Origin of the sequence: Microcoleus sp. A6-C6 (genome assembly GCF_036705955.1) — a bacterium.
GTDB lineage: Bacteria > Cyanobacteriota > Cyanobacteriia > Cyanobacteriales > Microcoleaceae > Microcoleus.
The window spans coordinates 40677-55736 of the sequence record NZ_JAUBVR010000020.1 but is presented as its reverse complement, the minus strand read 5'-3'; the positions used below and the strand labels follow the sequence as shown (position 1 = coordinate 55736).

The 15060-nt window shown below is 45.8% G+C and carries 15 protein-coding genes; 8 read left to right on the top strand and 7 right to left on the bottom strand.

Annotation, left to right across the window (positions count from 1 at the left end; genetic code table 11):
- Positions 1-18: 18 nt before the first annotated feature.
- Positions 19-1503, bottom strand: a complete 1485-nt coding sequence (gene gltD, locus QUB52_RS11085) for a glutamate synthase small subunit (protein ID WP_265233418.1) — start codon at positions 1501-1503, stop codon at positions 19-21.
- Positions 1504-1671: 168 nt separating this feature from the next.
- Between gltD and QUB52_RS11080 the strand changes: the two genes are divergently transcribed.
- The 5 genes from QUB52_RS11080 (at position 1672) to QUB52_RS11060 (ending at position 7030) form a co-directional block, all read left to right on the top strand.
- Complete coding sequence (locus QUB52_RS11080; protein WP_332976177.1) at positions 1672-1890, top strand: hypothetical protein; 219 nt, start codon at positions 1672-1674, stop codon at positions 1888-1890.
- A gap of 411 nt (positions 1891-2301) precedes the next feature.
- Positions 2302-3333: a sulfate/molybdate ABC transporter ATP-binding protein gene (locus tag QUB52_RS11075; RefSeq protein WP_332973156.1), complete on the top strand. Its 1032-nt coding sequence runs from the start codon at positions 2302-2304 to the stop codon at positions 3331-3333.
- A gap of 184 nt (positions 3334-3517) precedes the next feature.
- Entirely contained in the window at positions 3518-5461 is a 1944-nt protein-coding gene (locus QUB52_RS11070) for an ATP-binding protein (protein WP_332973158.1), read from the top strand.
- 155 nt (positions 5462-5616) lie between these two features.
- Positions 5617-6348 (top strand): serine O-acetyltransferase, encoded by a 732-nt coding sequence (gene cysE, locus QUB52_RS11065; RefSeq protein WP_332973211.1) that lies wholly within the window; start codon positions 5617-5619, stop codon positions 6346-6348.
- A 97-nt stretch (positions 6349-6445) separates the two neighbouring features.
- Positions 6446-7030 (top strand): Crp/Fnr family transcriptional regulator, encoded by a 585-nt coding sequence (locus QUB52_RS11060; protein WP_332973159.1) that lies wholly within the window; start codon positions 6446-6448, stop codon positions 7028-7030.
- A 282-nt stretch (positions 7031-7312) separates the two neighbouring features.
- On the opposite strand, the gene QUB52_RS11055 is transcribed toward QUB52_RS11060, so the two are convergent.
- On the bottom strand, positions 7313-7549 hold the full coding sequence (locus QUB52_RS11055) for a hypothetical protein (protein WP_332973161.1): 237 nt from the start codon (positions 7547-7549) through the stop codon (positions 7313-7315).
- Between the two features lie 101 nt (positions 7550-7650).
- Between QUB52_RS11055 and QUB52_RS11050 the strand changes: the two genes are divergently transcribed.
- On the top strand, positions 7651-8097 hold the full coding sequence (locus QUB52_RS11050) for an RrF2 family transcriptional regulator (protein WP_332973162.1): 447 nt from the start codon (positions 7651-7653) through the stop codon (positions 8095-8097).
- A gap of 18 nt (positions 8098-8115) precedes the next feature.
- Complete coding sequence (gene cysK, locus QUB52_RS11045; RefSeq protein WP_332973164.1) at positions 8116-9087, top strand: cysteine synthase A; 972 nt, start codon at positions 8116-8118, stop codon at positions 9085-9087.
- 231 nt (positions 9088-9318) lie between these two features.
- Here cysK and QUB52_RS11040 read toward each other — a convergent pair whose 3' ends face one another.
- From QUB52_RS11040 to QUB52_RS11030, 3 genes are all read right to left on the bottom strand, one after another.
- Positions 9319-9720 carry a YidH family protein gene (locus tag QUB52_RS11040; protein WP_332973165.1) on the bottom strand — a complete coding sequence of 134 codons (402 nt, stop codon included), beginning with the start codon at positions 9718-9720 and terminating at the stop codon, positions 9319-9321.
- 64 nt (positions 9721-9784) lie between these two features.
- Entirely contained in the window at positions 9785-10207 is a 423-nt protein-coding gene (locus QUB52_RS11035; RefSeq protein WP_332973166.1) for a YidH family protein, read from the bottom strand.
- A gap of 965 nt (positions 10208-11172) precedes the next feature.
- On the bottom strand, positions 11173-12378 hold the full coding sequence (locus QUB52_RS11030; protein ID WP_332973167.1) for an EAL domain-containing response regulator: 1206 nt from the start codon (positions 12376-12378) through the stop codon (positions 11173-11175).
- A 458-nt stretch (positions 12379-12836) separates the two neighbouring features.
- Here QUB52_RS11030 and QUB52_RS11025 point away from each other — a divergent pair, with 458 nt between their 5' ends.
- Positions 12837-13352: a heme-binding protein gene (locus tag QUB52_RS11025; RefSeq protein WP_332973168.1), complete on the top strand. Its 516-nt coding sequence runs from the start codon at positions 12837-12839 to the stop codon at positions 13350-13352.
- Here the strand turns inward: QUB52_RS11025 and QUB52_RS11020 are convergent.
- Both QUB52_RS11020 and QUB52_RS11015 read right to left on the bottom strand, forming a co-directional pair.
- Positions 13339-13755 carry a secondary thiamine-phosphate synthase enzyme YjbQ gene (locus tag QUB52_RS11020; protein WP_332973171.1) on the bottom strand — a complete coding sequence of 139 codons (417 nt, stop codon included), beginning with the start codon at positions 13753-13755 and terminating at the stop codon, positions 13339-13341. The two genes, QUB52_RS11025 and QUB52_RS11020, sit on opposite strands and share 14 nt — an antisense overlap.
- 173 nt (positions 13756-13928) lie before the next feature.
- Complete coding sequence (locus QUB52_RS11015) at positions 13929-15038, bottom strand: glycosyl transferase (RefSeq protein ID WP_332973212.1); 1110 nt, start codon at positions 15036-15038, stop codon at positions 13929-13931.
- Between the last annotated feature and the right edge of the window lie 22 nt (positions 15039-15060).

The following is a 15060-nucleotide window of genomic DNA, read 5'->3' as shown; positions in this document are numbered from 1 at the left end:
TGATATAAACCAAATCAACTAAGGCAAATCCGTCTCACCCATCAAATAAAGGTCGCACTCACGGGCGACACCGCGCCCTTCATTAATCGCCCAAACCACCAAACTTTGCCCCCGGCGACAGTCCCCCGCCGCAAAAACTCCCGGAATACTGGTTGTATACTTTTCGTGCTCCGCCTTCACATTGCTGCGCGCGTCGCGTTCCAATCCCAGCGCATCCAGCAGCGGCTGTTCCGGGCCCAGGAAGCCCATCGCCAGCAACACAAGCTGCGCCGGCAACACTTTCTCCGTGCCCGCGATTTGGTTCGGAATGAACTGCCCTTTCTCGTTTTTCGCCCACTCCACCTCAACGGTGTGTACCGCTTTGACGTTGCCGTTTTCGTCGCCCTCAAACTTGGTAGAGGTGGTGAGATAGCCGCGCGGATCATCCCCAAATTTGGCGGCCGCTTCTTCTTGGCCGTAGTCGAGGCGGTAGACTTTCGGCCATTCCGGCCAGGGATTGTTGGCGGCGCGTTCCGAGGGCGGTTTGGGCAGGATTTCTAGCTGTACCAGGCTTTTGCAGCCGTGGCGGATGGAGGTGCCCACGCAGTCTGTCCCGGTGTCGCCACCGCCGATAATCACGATATCTTTGCCTTCGGCGGAGATGAAGTTATCGTTGGCGCTCTTGTCTAAAACTGCTTTGGTGTTGGCTGTCAAAAAGTCCATCGCGAAGTGGATGCCTTTTAATTCCCGCCCTTCGATTCCTAAGTCGCGGGGTTTTGTCGCGCCGGTACAGAGGACAACGGAGTCGTATTCTTTTAGCAGTTGTTCTGCTGGTAAGTCTTTCCCGACTTCGGTGTTGCAGACAAAGGTTACGCCTTCGGCTTCGAGGACTTTCAGGCGGCGCATCACGACTTGTTCTTTGTCTAGCTTCATGTTGGGGATGCCGTACATTAGCAGGCCGCCGGGGCGATCGGCTCTTTCGTATACAGTTACCAAATGACCTGCTTTGTTCAGTTGCGCCGCAGCCGACAAACCAGCGGGCCCGGAACCGATGACGGCGATTTTTTTGCCGGTGCGTTTGGCGGGGGGTTCGGCGGTAATCCAGCCTTCATCCCAGCCTTTGTCGATAATCGAGGCTTCGATGTTTTTAATCGTGACAGGCGGGTTGTTGATGCCGAGCACGCAAGCGCCTTCGCAGGGGGCGGGGCATACTCTGCCGGTGAATTCGGGGAAGTTGTTGGTTTTGTGGAGTCTGTCAAGGGCTTCTTTCCACAGTCCGCGATATACTAGGTCGTTCCATTCGGGGATGAGGTTGTTAATCGGGCAGCCGCTTGCCATGCCGCTGATGATGCTGCCTGTGTGGCAAAATGGAATGCCGCAATCCATGCAGCGCGCGCCTTGGCTGCGGAGTTTGTCTTCCTCCATCGGTAGGTGAAATTCGTCCCAGTTGTGGACTCTATCGACTGGTGAGAGTTCGGAGGGCAATTCGCGGAGGAATTCGATGAAGCCTGTTGGTTTTCCCATAGGGGTGTTTTGGTTAGAATTTACTATTCTGGTAGTTTGTCAAAGGTGAAGCTTGTATGCTTCTGAAATAACTATTGTGATCTAAATTGCGGGCGATCGCACTTCCGATCGAGCAATTTCTGAAATCTTCTGTACTGTCGCGACTCGCCCGTTGTCGCAAGTCGGGGAATGTCTGCACACAGCCAAGAAACCGGGTTTTTTACCTGGATTAAAGCTACAAATGCAGTACAGCTTACTGCATTTAAATTGTATATTTCCACGATCGATCAAAAATCTTCTCCCCATCTTTACCCGCTCGCGAAGCCGAAGGGCCCCTCTCCATCTCCCCTCTCCATCTCCCCATCTCCCCATCTCCCCATCTCCCCCTCTCCCCATCTTTCCCCTTAGCTGCAATTATGATCCTGGCGATGGTTGTTCGATCGCCGATCTATATTTACGATCGTTCACAGAAGTTGATATCTGTTTACCACAAAACTTACCCACTTAGCCGATCGACCCAGTTTCTGCCTAAATTTCTCGTTACCACGCCCCCTATTTTGCCCGCAACCCGCGCTCCTGAGAGTTTCTGAGCGTCAATCCGGGCGATCGGCTCAAAAAACTCCCCAGCCGCGACGCACCCTTTATTCCCGTAAAATACGCCATACTACTTAACTTTTATCAAATAACCGCAGTTAATTTTATCTCAAAAATTAACAAAAAATTATTTGCTGCAAAACCCCTAAATTATTGTATACTCCTGTAAATCGGTCAGGTATTCGGAGTTAACATCCTCAACTTCTAAAATAGGTACACAAAATCATGAGCATTACAGTTCAGAACGTATCAAAACACTTTGGCTCCTTTCACGCCATTGACAACGTGAATTTGGAAATCAAAAGTGGCTCTCTAGTCGCGCTGCTGGGGCCTTCCGGTTCCGGGAAATCGACTCTGCTGAGGATGATTGCGGGGCTCGAACCGCCGGACACGGGTCATATTTACCTGATCGGCGAGGATGCTACCCAGCAGTCGGTGCAGGAACGGCATATCGGTTTTGTGTTTCAGCATTACGCTTTGTTCAAACACATGACTATTCGGAAAAATATTGCTTTTGCGATGGAAATTCGCAAAGCTCCTAAAGGCTCAATTAGCAAGCGGGTTGATGAACTATTGGATTTAGTGCAGTTGAAAGGTTTGGGCGACAGATATCCTTCGCAGCTTTCCGGCGGCCAGCGGCAGCGGGTTGCTTTAGCGAGAGCTTTAGCAGTTCAACCGAAAGTGCTGCTGCTAGATGAACCTTTTGGAGCATTAGATGCTAAAGTTCGCAAAGAATTGCGATCGTGGCTGCACAACCTTCACAAAGAAGTTAATATCACTACAGTTTTTGTGACTCACGACCAAGAAGAAGCGATGGAAGTAGCCGATGAAATTGTGGTGATGAACAAAGGTAGAGTCGAACAAGTCGGCACTCCTGCGGAAATTTACGACAAACCGGCATCAGCTTTTGTGATGAGTTTTATTGGGCCGGTCAATGTGTTGCCGAATACTGCGGGTTTGTTCGCGAGCAACGGTACAACGGCTAAAAATAATGGAGCGGCTCATTCTGAAGTAGTGTTTTTGCGCCCCCACGACGTGGAAATTCAAACTAAGCCGGGGTCGGGTTTTGCATTAGCAAAAGTCAGCCGCATCATTCATTTAGGGCGGGAGATTCAAACTGAGTTAGTGTTAGAGTCGGAGCAGGTAGTAACAGCTTACGTGAGTCGCGAGCGCTTCGATTCTCTACAGTTAACGCGAGATCAGCAGGTTTACGTCAAGCCCAAACACGCGATGACTTTCCCTGCTTATTCTATTTAAATCAGCGGCTGCATCTTACTCAAAATATTATCGGGAAGCTTCTACAAAACACTGCTACCACATCGTTACCAGGCTCGTGCCTGGTAATGCTGTCTCGTGGCTCCAAATCCGAGGCAGATCCTCCTGAAATTCGTTCGCAGGCAGAGCTTGGGAACGAGAACTAGAAAAAAGATAGGTGAAGAATATGACTGCTAACAAATTGTTAGATTTAGCCGCTAGCACTTTACTTGGTTATCGCCGCCACATCCAAGTAGGATTAACATTTTTTGCAGGATTGGGGATGTCTGCGATCGCCTGTTCAGTCGCGTACAATTTGGAATACAAATCCATGCAAGTAGAACTGCAAGAGCGACTGGATAAAATAGCTGCCGATATCCAGAAAGATGTTAGTGGCAATCTAGAAATAATTCGGGCTGCCGGAGCATTTTACAGCACATCTGACGATCCGAAACAACCAGAGTTTAAAAGATTTGTTGATTCTGCTTTGTACCGCCATCCGAGCCTGAAGGCTATCGCTTGGCTGCCCAGCGTTTCAAAATCTCCGCAATTCCTGACAGATGAAATAGATTTAGGTTTAGATTTGACTCCCAATCAGCCCGTTTTAGAACAAGCAGCAAAAAGACAAGAAATTACCGCGACTGACCGCCAAATATTACCCGTACCAAATCAACCTAGCTTCTTAGTTTTTGAACCAGTTTTTAGCAAAGGTTATGTCGATAATTCCGTCCCATATTCTCCAAAAATACCCGCTATAAAACAAGAGAACTTAAAAGGCTTTACTATGGGTGTTTTGCTGGTTGATGCTCTAATTAAATCTGCTTTGCAGGAAACAAAACTCAATTTTGTTAACGTGTATCTTCAAGATGCTATGGCTCCTGAATCAAAAAAATTTCTCGCCTTTTACGAAGCCAATACAAAAAGGATAATCACGGACGAAAATATTAAAAATAAACTCGATGTTGGGCAAAAAGCTTACTGCCCGGATGGCAGCAGTTGCACTCGCATTCTCAATATTGAAAATCGCCGATGGTTGCTGCAACTACTGCTAACGCCAGAGTACATTAATCCTTTAAACTATTGGCGTTCTTTGACTATTTTGATGTTGGGAATTATCTTAACTATGGCAGCAACGCTTTATTTAATTAGCTTGTTGAATTATACCGATCGCCTTGAAAAAGTAGCAGCAGAACGCACAGCTAAATCTCAACGGCTAGAGCAAACTTTGCAAGAGTTGCAGCAAACTCAATCTCAATTGATCCAGCAGGAAAAAATGTCTACTTTGGGTTTATTAGTTGCTGGTGTCGCCCACGAAGTTAACAATCCTATTAATTTTATTTACGGCAACATCCACCACGCTAGCGAATATGCTAAGGATTTGTTGGAGTTGGTAGAACTCTACCAAAAACACTATTTATACCCTCCCTTGGAAATTTCGGAGCATTTAGAAAATATTGACTTTGACTTTCTTAGTGAAGATTTGCCGCAACTGCTGTCCTCGATGAAAATAGGGGCAGATCGCATTGTTCAAATTGTCCAATCTTTGCGGAATTTTTCTCGCTTGGACGAAAGCGAAATGAAACCTGTTAACATCCATGAAGGCATCGACAGCACTTTGCTAATTCTGCAAAGTCGCCTGAAAGCTACAGCCGATCGCCCGCCGATCGAGATTGTCAAAAACTACAGCAATTTACCAATGGTTGAGTGCTATGCCGGACAATTAAATCAGGTGTTTATGAATATTCTTGCCAATGCGATCGACGCCCTTGAAACTTACAACCTCGATCGCGGGCCCAAAGCAGCGAAAGCCAATCCGATCGCGATCGCCATCACCACAGAATATTCAAGTCCTGACAAAATAATTGTGCGGATATCTGACAACGGCCCCGGTATGGCAGAAAATGTCAAAAAACGGCTGTTTGACCCGTTCTTTACGACGAAACCGGTCGGAAAAGGGACAGGATTGGGACTGTCCATCAGCTATAAAATTGTCGTAGAAAAGCACAAGGGTGTGCTGCGCTGCGATTCGACACCGGGATTGGGGACGGAATTCTCGATCGAGATTCCGCTGCGGCAAGAAGTCAGACAAGCAGTACCGTTTGTTTCGCTGAAAATATCGGAGGCAGCTTAGAAAAAGCCGCGGAAGGATTTTTTTTTCTCATATACTACTGTAAATTGGTCGAGTTATAGTATTATGTGTAATAATGCCACAACCAATACTGCTTTATGCAGCTTAAACCGTCGGCACTGCCGATACTTGATAACCGAAACACGGCGAGACTAAATATGTTCACTGACTTGCAAATTATTTACGAACGCGACCCCGCGGCGCGCAACTGGCTGGAAGTATTATTTTGCTATCCCGGACTGCAAGCACTTTCTTTGCACCGGACAGCACACTGGCTTTATTCCGCTGGCCTGCCGTTTGTACCGCGCTTGATTTCCCAAATGAGCCGCTTTTTGACGGGGATTGAAATTCATCCAGGAGCGAAAATTGGTAGGGGCGTGTTTATCGACCACGGCATGGGGGTAGTAATTGGCGAAACTGCGATCGTTGGAGATTATGCTGTAATTTATCAAGGAGCAACCCTTGGTGGCACGGGCAAAGACACAGGAAAACGGCATCCGACACTGGGAGAAAACGTAGTAGTGGGAGCCGGTGCTCAGGTTTTGGGCAATATTCAAATTGGCAACAATGTTCGGATTGGTGCGGGTTCAGTCGTGCTGCGGGAAGTCCCTAGCGATTGCACGGTTGTGGGAATTCCCGGCCGCATCATCTCTCGGAAAAATCAGGTGGGAAACGATCGAAATTCTCAATATTTACCAGATTTGGAAGCTCAAGCGATTCGAGCTTTGTTCGATAGAATTAAGGATTTAGAAGACCAGGTTAATATTTTAAAATCTCAATCCTGTCTGCTCCAAACAACTGAATCTCAGCAAGCAGAGTTACAAATACATGAATTATCTCTGTCTTCCAATTTATTCATTACAGAATTTTTAGACGGTGCTGGAATATAGTAAAAATGGGTATTTACCTAATGTTTTTACTATATTTATGCCATCATCAATATTCTGCGACCATTGTACAAACTAACTTTGATTTATTCAGTAGACTATGACTATTGCTTCTTTTTCCACTAAAACTTTTGATGAAACGAGCAGACATATATTTTCTCGCCGATCGCACTTGCCCAACAGAATCAATTCTCTGTGGCAAATAGAAACTGGAGTAGTGCGAACTGTAACGTGGCTTGAAGATGGCACAATTATCACCTTGGGATTGTGGGGGCCTGGTGATACGATCGGCAAACCGATATCAAAATGCGATCCTTTTCAAATTGAATGCCTCACTAAAGTCGAGGCAGTTTTATTATCGGTCGAGCGCTGGCTAAATAGAGATATTTTGCTCAATCACATTCAGCAAGCTGAAGATTTTATGATAATGCGAGGTTACAAAAGGGTTGACTTTATGCTCTATAAACTATTAACTTGGCTGGCTAAGAGATTTGGTTCTGAGGTAGATCGAGGACATCAGATCGATATGATTTTAACACATCAGGACATTGCAGAAATCATCGGTACAAGTCGCGTAACTGTCACTCGCACCCTCGGTATTTTTCAACAGCAAGGTTTGATTGAGCGTCTGCCGCTCCACCGGATTATTCTGCAACCTTCAGATGTGTGGCACTACGAAATATAAAAGGTTATTCGCTGACAATGGGATATTCGAGCAAATTCAGAGTTTTCTATACCACAGATCATTTGTATCAAATGTGCGTTAATTAAATTTTCTCATCGACTCGTCAAAAAGTTCAAAAGCAAGTGCGTATCGTCGCCCTTGCTTTTTTGTTTCTCCTGATTTCTTTCTTCTGGCTGCCAAAAGATGCAATATCTCACCCCTGTTGATTGTCGCCAAGTAACTCAGTTTGAATAAACTTAACGATGACACAGCATATATCCGCCTACCGACTTAGCAGTTACTTCAAGGGGGCGGTATTGCCTCTAAAATACTCGCTCCCTCCAACATTTGAGACTTTCGGGATCTAGCCACTTCTGGGTGTTCCCAAGACTGTGCAAAGGGCGGAACCAAAAACGGACAAGCTTTCCACCCACCCTGTACCGCCACGCCGAGCATCTGGCAGGTTCCGCCCCTGTGTCCGTGCTGCTCGTAATACCGACAGTGCCGACAGCTAAAATTCCCTACATTTACGTTGCTCACGAGATTTCTCCAACCGTTTTTGTAATAAAAATATAATAACACCTGTACACCTACCGGAATTATGTACTATAATATATTTTACAATTTAAACTCGATCGCCAATGGGGAATCTGGAACTATCTTCTAGAGTAGAATATGCTCTGTTAGCGCTCTTGGAACTGGCGAGTCAGCACCCGAAGGATTCGCCCCTAACAGTGAACGAACTTACTGCTTCTCAAGAAATACCGGAACGCTATCTAGACCAAATTCTTGCCGTGCTGCGGCGTGCGAGTATCGTTCAGAGTCTGCGGGGGGCTAAAGGCGGTTATTTGCTGGCGAAAGAGCCTTGGCAGATTACTTTGCTAGAGGTGTTTTCGACTCTCGAAGGCGACGGCAGCGGCCAGACCCAAAAAGTTTCGGAATCTGCAACAATAGAAAAAACTGCGGTGCTAGAAATCTGGCAGGAAGCGAGACAGGCATCTTGGGCGGTGTTGGGAAAATACACATTACAAGATTTGTGCGAACAGCGGGATGTTCGCAAACAAGCAAATCCCATGTACTACATTTAATTGGAGAAAAATTAAACCATGAAAATTGCTAGAGATGTTACGGAAATAATTGGTAGAACTCCTTTAGTTCAACTCAATAAAATTCCTCAATCTGAGGGAGTGGTTGCTACAATTTTAGTGAAATTGGAAGGGATGAATCCGGCGGCTTCGGTGAAAGATCGGATTGCGGCGAGCATGATTCAGGAGGCAGAAGATGCGGGGTTAATTCAACCGGGGAAAACTATTTTAGTTGAACCGACTTCGGGAAATACTGGTATTGCTTTGGCAATGATTGCGGCGGCGAAGGGCTACAGTTTGATTTTAACGATGCCGGATACGATGAGTTTAGAACGCCGATCGATGTTGAAAGCTTACGGTGCTGAGTTGGAGTTGACGCCTGGACATGAAGGGATGTTAAGTGCGATCGCCCGCGCCCAAGAAATTGCAGAAGAAACCCCCGATGCTTTCATGCTGCAACAGTTTGAGAACCCAGCTAATCCCAAAATTCACCGGGAAACCACAGCGGAGGAAATTTGGGCCGATACTGATGGTCAAGTAGATTTTTTGGTGGCGGGAGTTGGAACCGGCGGCACAATTACGGGAATTGCTGAGGCGATTAAACAGCGGAAACCGAGTTTTAGGGCGATCGCAGTTGAACCCGCCAGCAGCCCGGTGCTTTCTGGAGGTAGGTCTGGTGCTCACAAAATTCAAGGAATTGGTGCAGGATTTATCCCGGAAGTGCTGCGACCTGAGTTAATTGATGAGGTGATTGCAGTTAGCGACGAAGATGCGATCGGCTACAGCCGCCGCCTAGCCAGAGAAGAAGGATTGTTGTCAGGAATTTCTGCCGGTGCAGCATTGTTCGGTGCAATTCAAGTTGGCAAGCGTCCCGAAAATGCAGGTAAATTGATAGTTTTTGTGCAGCCTTCTTTTGGGGAACGCTATCTCAGTACAGTGCTGTTCAAAGACTTGGAATTGCCGATAGATTGGGAAGTCGAAGCATTAGTTTAAAAACCACAATATGGGGTTTACATATAAATAAAAAAGGTTCGTAGTAAGGACTTTAGTCCTAAAAAGCAGAGGACTCGCATTCCTCACTACGAACCTTTTTGAGTCTCGGTAATTGACTATAGATGGTATAACTGCTTTGTGCAATGGGAGCATCTTGGGTTTGGTAAAAAGCATTTCTTTTTGAGGTGCTCGCACACTCATAATGCAAAACTTAGATGCTTCATCATGCAATCAATTGGGTATCACAAAACTGCGCGAATTCACGGAGGCTACAAAAATAAAAAAAATCACTCCTACCCCCAACAAGCCAACAGCCACACTGAAGAATAATATCAGCCAATCTGAAGGTTCGTAGGTATTTTCGTCAATTTGGCGGCGCACGATAAAGTATTTTTTAGTGGAGATTAACACGGTTGTTAAACCCACCATAGAGAAGACTAAACCCAGCTTCCAACCCGTGTCACCAAGGTGCTTTATGGGGATTTGCACGGTGCAAAACCGCACGATGAGGACGGCAAAAGCCATCAGGGCGATCGCACTTCGCATCCACGATAGAAAGGTGCGTTCGTTTGCCGATCGCTCGCCCGCCCTGGATAGATATTGCTGCTTTAGTTTCTGCTCATCTACTGCCATCGGTTAGAACAACAATTGCATATATCAAACTCTGCGATCTGAAGATTTTTACTCAAAACTCCGATTATTCGGGACTCATCAAAGTAGTTGCGATGCTGGGAACTGAGAAGATAAAATAAATTACTCCCGCTCCCAGAAGTACGATCGCCAAACTAAAAAGCAGTACCCACCTGTCGGTAGGCTCGTAAGTATCGTAATCGATATCGTCGCGGACAGCAAAATAGTGCTTAGTAGAAATTAACACCGTCAGCAAACCCACCACCGAAAACAGTAAACCCAACTTCCAGCCGTTTCCGGGAGTCGGCAAAAGAGGAGGGCGGAAGGCGCGGAGGCGGACGATGACGACTGCAAAACCCATCAGGGCGATCGCTGTTCGCATCCACGCTAAATAAGTGCGCTCGTTTGCTAAATGATCACGCACCCGCGAGGGATTGTGTCGCTTGGTTTTTTGTATATCTGCTTTTCCCGATTTAAATCCTAATAGCATAGATGGAACTCTTAATTTGGGCTGCAAACCGGCCTAACAAATTGGTCTTTTTTAGCTTGTATGAGTTGGCGACGTTAAATCAAACTCACCTAAGACTTCCACCCGAAACTTGCCAACCCTGTCATATTTATAGCCTTTCTCAAAAAGGTGAGTAGTTGAGATTTTCCATTTTTCGATTTGAGATTGAGGGATTAAGCGATCGATCCCTGATATTTCGCTCCAACTGCTATAGAACCCATTTGACATCTTTGAGTTTTTGGGTTGGGTGACGAGAAATACCGAGAGAAACCCGGTTTCTGAGATTTACGCAAGGGGTGAGAAACCGGGTTTCTACGAGTTTTTGGGTTGGGTGACGAGAAATACCGAGAGAAACCCGGTTTCTGAGATTTACGCAGAATAGATCTCAAATGGGTTCTATAGATAGTCCTGGACGCACTCCGACCAAGAAACCGAGTTTTTTACCCTTACTGCGGGTGACAACGTGTATTTTCGTAAAAAAACCAGATTTCAGGGCTCCTATGCGTAAGTTCTAATAGATTTTATGTTAGCATTAAAACTTACTTTATCTCAGATAGAACCATAAAAAAATATTAATTAGATCGTAATATTTGTTGCGCAACAGTCGTAAATTATCTATCTTAAAGCAGAGGAAATCCCCTAAAATATTACTAACTTTTATCTAGACTGAAGGAGCGACAGTAGCGATAAGTACCGCTGTCTATAATTGAATAATTCTCGTTCTCAGGCTCAGACTGGGAACGAGAGAATCAATATTTTTGACAATATTCATTGACTATAATAGCACAAATATTGACCGCCCAGAAACTGATATAATGCTTCGGTTCCTGTCCTGGTGGATATCTAAAGCTTTGAGAGCAAAGTTCAAACTGCCGAATTAATCTCTGGAGTCAATTCTTCACTTCTTCAATGCTTCAATGCTTCAATCGACTGACTTCACCGCTCCTCTATTTGCCGGCCTCCAGCAACTTTTTAAAATCCGCAGCAGGCACAGGAGGACTGAACAAATATCCTTGCATCGCATCACATTCGTAGCGCCAAAGAAAATCTTTTTCTGCTTCAGTTTCAACTCCTTCGGCAATTACCTCAAGACAGAGACTGTGTGCCATTTCAATAATAGCTTTGACAATCGCTGCATTTGTGCAACCGTCGGTAATGTTGCTGATAAAACAGCGATCGATCTTTAAAACATCGAAGGGATATTGCGTCAGATAGCTTAAAGAAGAATAGCCGGTGCCGAAATCGTCAATAGAGATCGAAACTCCCAAATTTTTCAATTGTTGCAAAGTCGCGATCGCACTTTCGGCATCCTCCACCATCAAACTTTCGGTTAGCTCTAATTCCAAACTGCTCGGTGCCAAACCAATCTCTGCTAAAATTTCGGCGACTCTGCTGCTGAGTTCTGGTTGGTGAAATTGGCGAGGCGAGAGATTCACCGCTACCTGCTGCAAGGAAAAACCCGCATTTTGCCAAACTTGTATTTGTCTGCAAGCTGTCTGCAAAACCCACTCGCCCAATTGTATAATGAAGCCAGTTTCTTCGGCATCTGGAATAAATTCGGCGGGCGAAATCAGCCCTTTTTCTGGATGCAGCCAGCGCACCAAAGCTTCTGCACTCATGATTTTTCCAGTCTGGACATTGACCTGCGGCTGATAGTAAACTTGGAATTCTTCTCGTTCCAGAGCATCGCACAAACTTGTTTTGATCTGATCTAATTTATCGGCGGCTTCTTGCAGCAATTCGTTGCTTTGCGATCGAAAATTATGCTGCTGTTCGACAAAAGCGGCTTGTTTTTTCAAGCGGCTGGATATCGCGCCCACAAGCTCAGCTTTAGTAAAAGGTTTAGTTAGGTAATCATCTGCTCCCAATTCCATGCCTTGCCGCACTTCAGAGCGATCAGCTTTACCGGTCAGAAAAACAAAAGGTACTGTAGCAGTAACAGGATGCGATCGCAAGGCCACCAGCACCCCGTACCCGTCAAGTTCCGGCATCATCACATCGCAAAGAATCACGTCGGGAAGACTTGACACCGCGGCGTTTAAACCCAGCGCCCCATTTTCTGCACCCGTCACGTCGAAACCTTCGGCTTTGAGGAGTTTGAGAATATTCTCCCGAATTACTCGATCGTCTTCAATCACTAGAATCTTTTTCATGTGTCATTCCCTGAAAGCGATATAATTGAACGGCGTTGCTGAGCGCGATCGCCGTGGCTATAACTGAAAATGCACAGCTCGATCGGCACAGCCGAATATTTTCCGACATAAATAGCAGACACCCCTAAAAAACGCTAATTTTTTAAGGACAACTAGATTGATGTTTCTCTGCTTACTTAGCGCCGTCCGTATTATTACGAGGTTAAGTCAGAAATCTCTCAACTAATTCTAGGCGATCGCCAGTTAGCAGCGCCCTGAATAACTGCTAAAATGGTTGTGCCACTAGAGCGATCGGCTGCAAACAATCTCAGCCTATTTATAGCAGTTGCCCAAACAAACGCAACGGCAAGTAACTAGCAAACCCTTGCAGAGTAAGTATTGCCTCATTATTTAGTGTCAAATCTAAAATCTCAAACTTGTACTGAGCAAAGCCTAAGTATCTAAAATCTAAAATCTAAATGACATTACCTAGTGGATTCCCTGAGCCGGCACAGATTGGCGTCATAGAAGTTAAGCAATATCCTCAGTACCGCGCTGTCACCTACACCCACGCAGGCGATTTGCGACAAGCCACAGGAATCGCCTTCAATCCCTTATTTGAACACATCAGCAACAATCAAATTGCGATGACAACGCCAGTAGAAGCGCGCTACACGCAAACTTCCGAGCAAATCGATAAAGTTCCGGTTGCAGAAGTTTCCTTCCTGTATCCCGCACCAAACATCGCCCCCAGTAGCGTTAACTCTGCTGTGGAAGTCACAGATACTTCACCGATGACAGTTGTCAGTATTGGCGCGCGCGGGGCCTACACTTGGGAAAGTTACGAAAATAACCTCCAGAAACTCAAAGATTGGCTTCAAGAACATCCCGAATACGAAATAGTCGGGCCGCCGCGCCGCTTTTTTTACAACTCCCCGATGACGGCGGAAGCCACTAAAATCAGCGAGGTACAAATTCCGATCAAACGCCGCTGACGTGAACGACTAATTCGCGAATGTTACCGCGCTGGCGGTGTTCCCAGAGATAAATTCCCTGCCAAGTTCCTAACAATAATCTACCGCGCGCGATCGGGATTTGTTCGGAAGTATGAGTTAGCGCAGTGCGAATGTGGGCCGGCATATCGTCGGGGCCTTCCGCATCGTGAATGTAATTCGGGCCCTCCGGTACAAGTTTAGCCAAAAAGTTAGCCAAATCCTTAAGTACATCCGGGTCAGCATTTTCTTGAATCACCAAGCTAGCAGAAGTGTGGCGCAAAAACAAGCTACAAAGTCCCGTTTCAATACCAGAATTCGCCACCGCATCTTCTATCTTAGGAGTGATGTTGCACAGAGATTTTCCTGTAGTTTTAATTTTGAGTATTTGTTGGTGATGAAGCATTCGATTTTAGATTTTAGATTTTAGATTTTAGACAAAATTAGACTTGCATTGCATTCAATCGCTTTCCGATCAGGAAAATATCTGCGTATATCTGCGTATATCTGCCTTGCATCTGCGGTGGAATCAATCAAAGATTTATCCATTGGGATTTTAGATCAGAAATCACCATCATCCTAATCGCCATCTTGAAAATATTCTACAACAGCTTGGGCGATCGCCTCAGTACCATTTTTATCCAACTTATCCGACAAACGCGGCGGATGCAGCGGCTGTCGCAAAAACCCCCAATCCCCCTCAAAAAACTCCGCCGCCGTCACAACTTGATGTTCCGCATAATTTTCAAGCCACTCCAACAACACCGCAGCTTCCGCAAAACCATCTCTCATAATAGAAACAACAGGTATTTCCAAGCGCAAAGCTTCCGAAAAAGTGCTGTATCCCGGTTTAGAAACCAAGCGCCCGCAGACAGGCATCATATCAACCGGCCGCGGTAAAATTGGGAAAGATTCTGCAAACTCCTGACTTTTGACTCTAATCAAATTCGGCAAATCGGGAGCTCCCGCATCAAAAGTAATAAATTGCCAATCGCTAAATAACTGTAAATTTTGATAAGGAATTGCTTCTAAACCCAGCCCGCCAAAAGTCAGCAACACAGTTTTTTCCAGCGGTGATTTAATTCCGAATACTTTCCGAATTTCATCGTTACTGTAGCGAGGATTGCCGCCCGTCAAGCCGACATCTTGAATATTCGGGAAAGCTGGCATCGGTTCGTGCAAAGGCAGGCGAAAAAGCCGATCGCACTTTCCGAAACATTCACCAATCCAATCTGCCATTTCTACAAACTCCCCGCCCCAATCTCGATAGATGAAATCCCAGCCAAAATTGCTCATCATCCAGCAAGGAACCCCAGCCGAGGCCGCCATTAGCGTTGCCAAAGGAGGAATATCTGCCAACACCAAACCCACCCGATTTTGCTTGATAAAATTAACTTCGCCCGCAATTATCGAATTTTGGTTTTTCCGAATTTCGCGCAACTTTTCCAGCGTCGCCTCTTTGTCCATATGCAAACTATCAGCTTGCACGACACCCACATCTAAAGCGCGGGGACGGAGGATAAAGTCGCCAGTAATGTAAGATTCTAGCAGCCAGCGAGGTGCAGTTGTGGTGATAATTAGTAAAATATCTGGATTTAATTCTTGAATTTTTGCAGCTACAGAGGAAGTTCGGACAGCGTGGCCGAATCCGTGATTGGTGATGGCAATATATAATGTTGGTCGAGACATTGTTAATAGGGAATTGGGCATC

Coding starts and splice junctions, on each gene's coding strand:
- gltD (WP_265233418.1), bottom strand. CDS start 1,503: ATGGGAAAACCAACAGGCTTCATCGAATTCCTCCGCGAATTGCCCTCC.
- QUB52_RS11080 (WP_332976177.1), top strand. CDS start 1,672: ATGTCTGCACACAGCCAAGAAACCGGGTTTTTTACCTGGATTAAAGCT.
- QUB52_RS11075 (WP_332973156.1), top strand. CDS start 2,302: ATGAGCATTACAGTTCAGAACGTATCAAAACACTTTGGCTCCTTTCAC.
- QUB52_RS11070 (WP_332973158.1), top strand. CDS start 3,518: ATGACTGCTAACAAATTGTTAGATTTAGCCGCTAGCACTTTACTTGGT.
- cysE (WP_332973211.1), top strand. CDS start 5,617: ATGTTCACTGACTTGCAAATTATTTACGAACGCGACCCCGCGGCGCGC.
- QUB52_RS11060 (WP_332973159.1), top strand. CDS start 6,446: ATGACTATTGCTTCTTTTTCCACTAAAACTTTTGATGAAACGAGCAGA.
- QUB52_RS11050 (WP_332973162.1), top strand. CDS start 7,651: ATGGGGAATCTGGAACTATCTTCTAGAGTAGAATATGCTCTGTTAGCG.
- cysK (WP_332973164.1), top strand. CDS start 8,116: ATGAAAATTGCTAGAGATGTTACGGAAATAATTGGTAGAACTCCTTTA.
- QUB52_RS11040 (WP_332973165.1), bottom strand. CDS start 9,720: ATGGCAGTAGATGAGCAGAAACTAAAGCAGCAATATCTATCCAGGGCG.
- QUB52_RS11035 (WP_332973166.1), bottom strand. CDS start 10,207: ATGCTATTAGGATTTAAATCGGGAAAAGCAGATATACAAAAAACCAAG.
- QUB52_RS11030 (WP_332973167.1), bottom strand. CDS start 12,378: ATGAAAAAGATTCTAGTGATTGAAGACGATCGAGTAATTCGGGAGAAT.
- QUB52_RS11025 (WP_332973168.1), top strand. CDS start 12,837: ATGACATTACCTAGTGGATTCCCTGAGCCGGCACAGATTGGCGTCATA.
- QUB52_RS11020 (WP_332973171.1), bottom strand. CDS start 13,755: ATGCTTCATCACCAACAAATACTCAAAATTAAAACTACAGGAAAATCT.
- QUB52_RS11015 (WP_332973212.1), bottom strand. CDS start 15,038: ATGTCTCGACCAACATTATATATTGCCATCACCAATCACGGATTCGGC.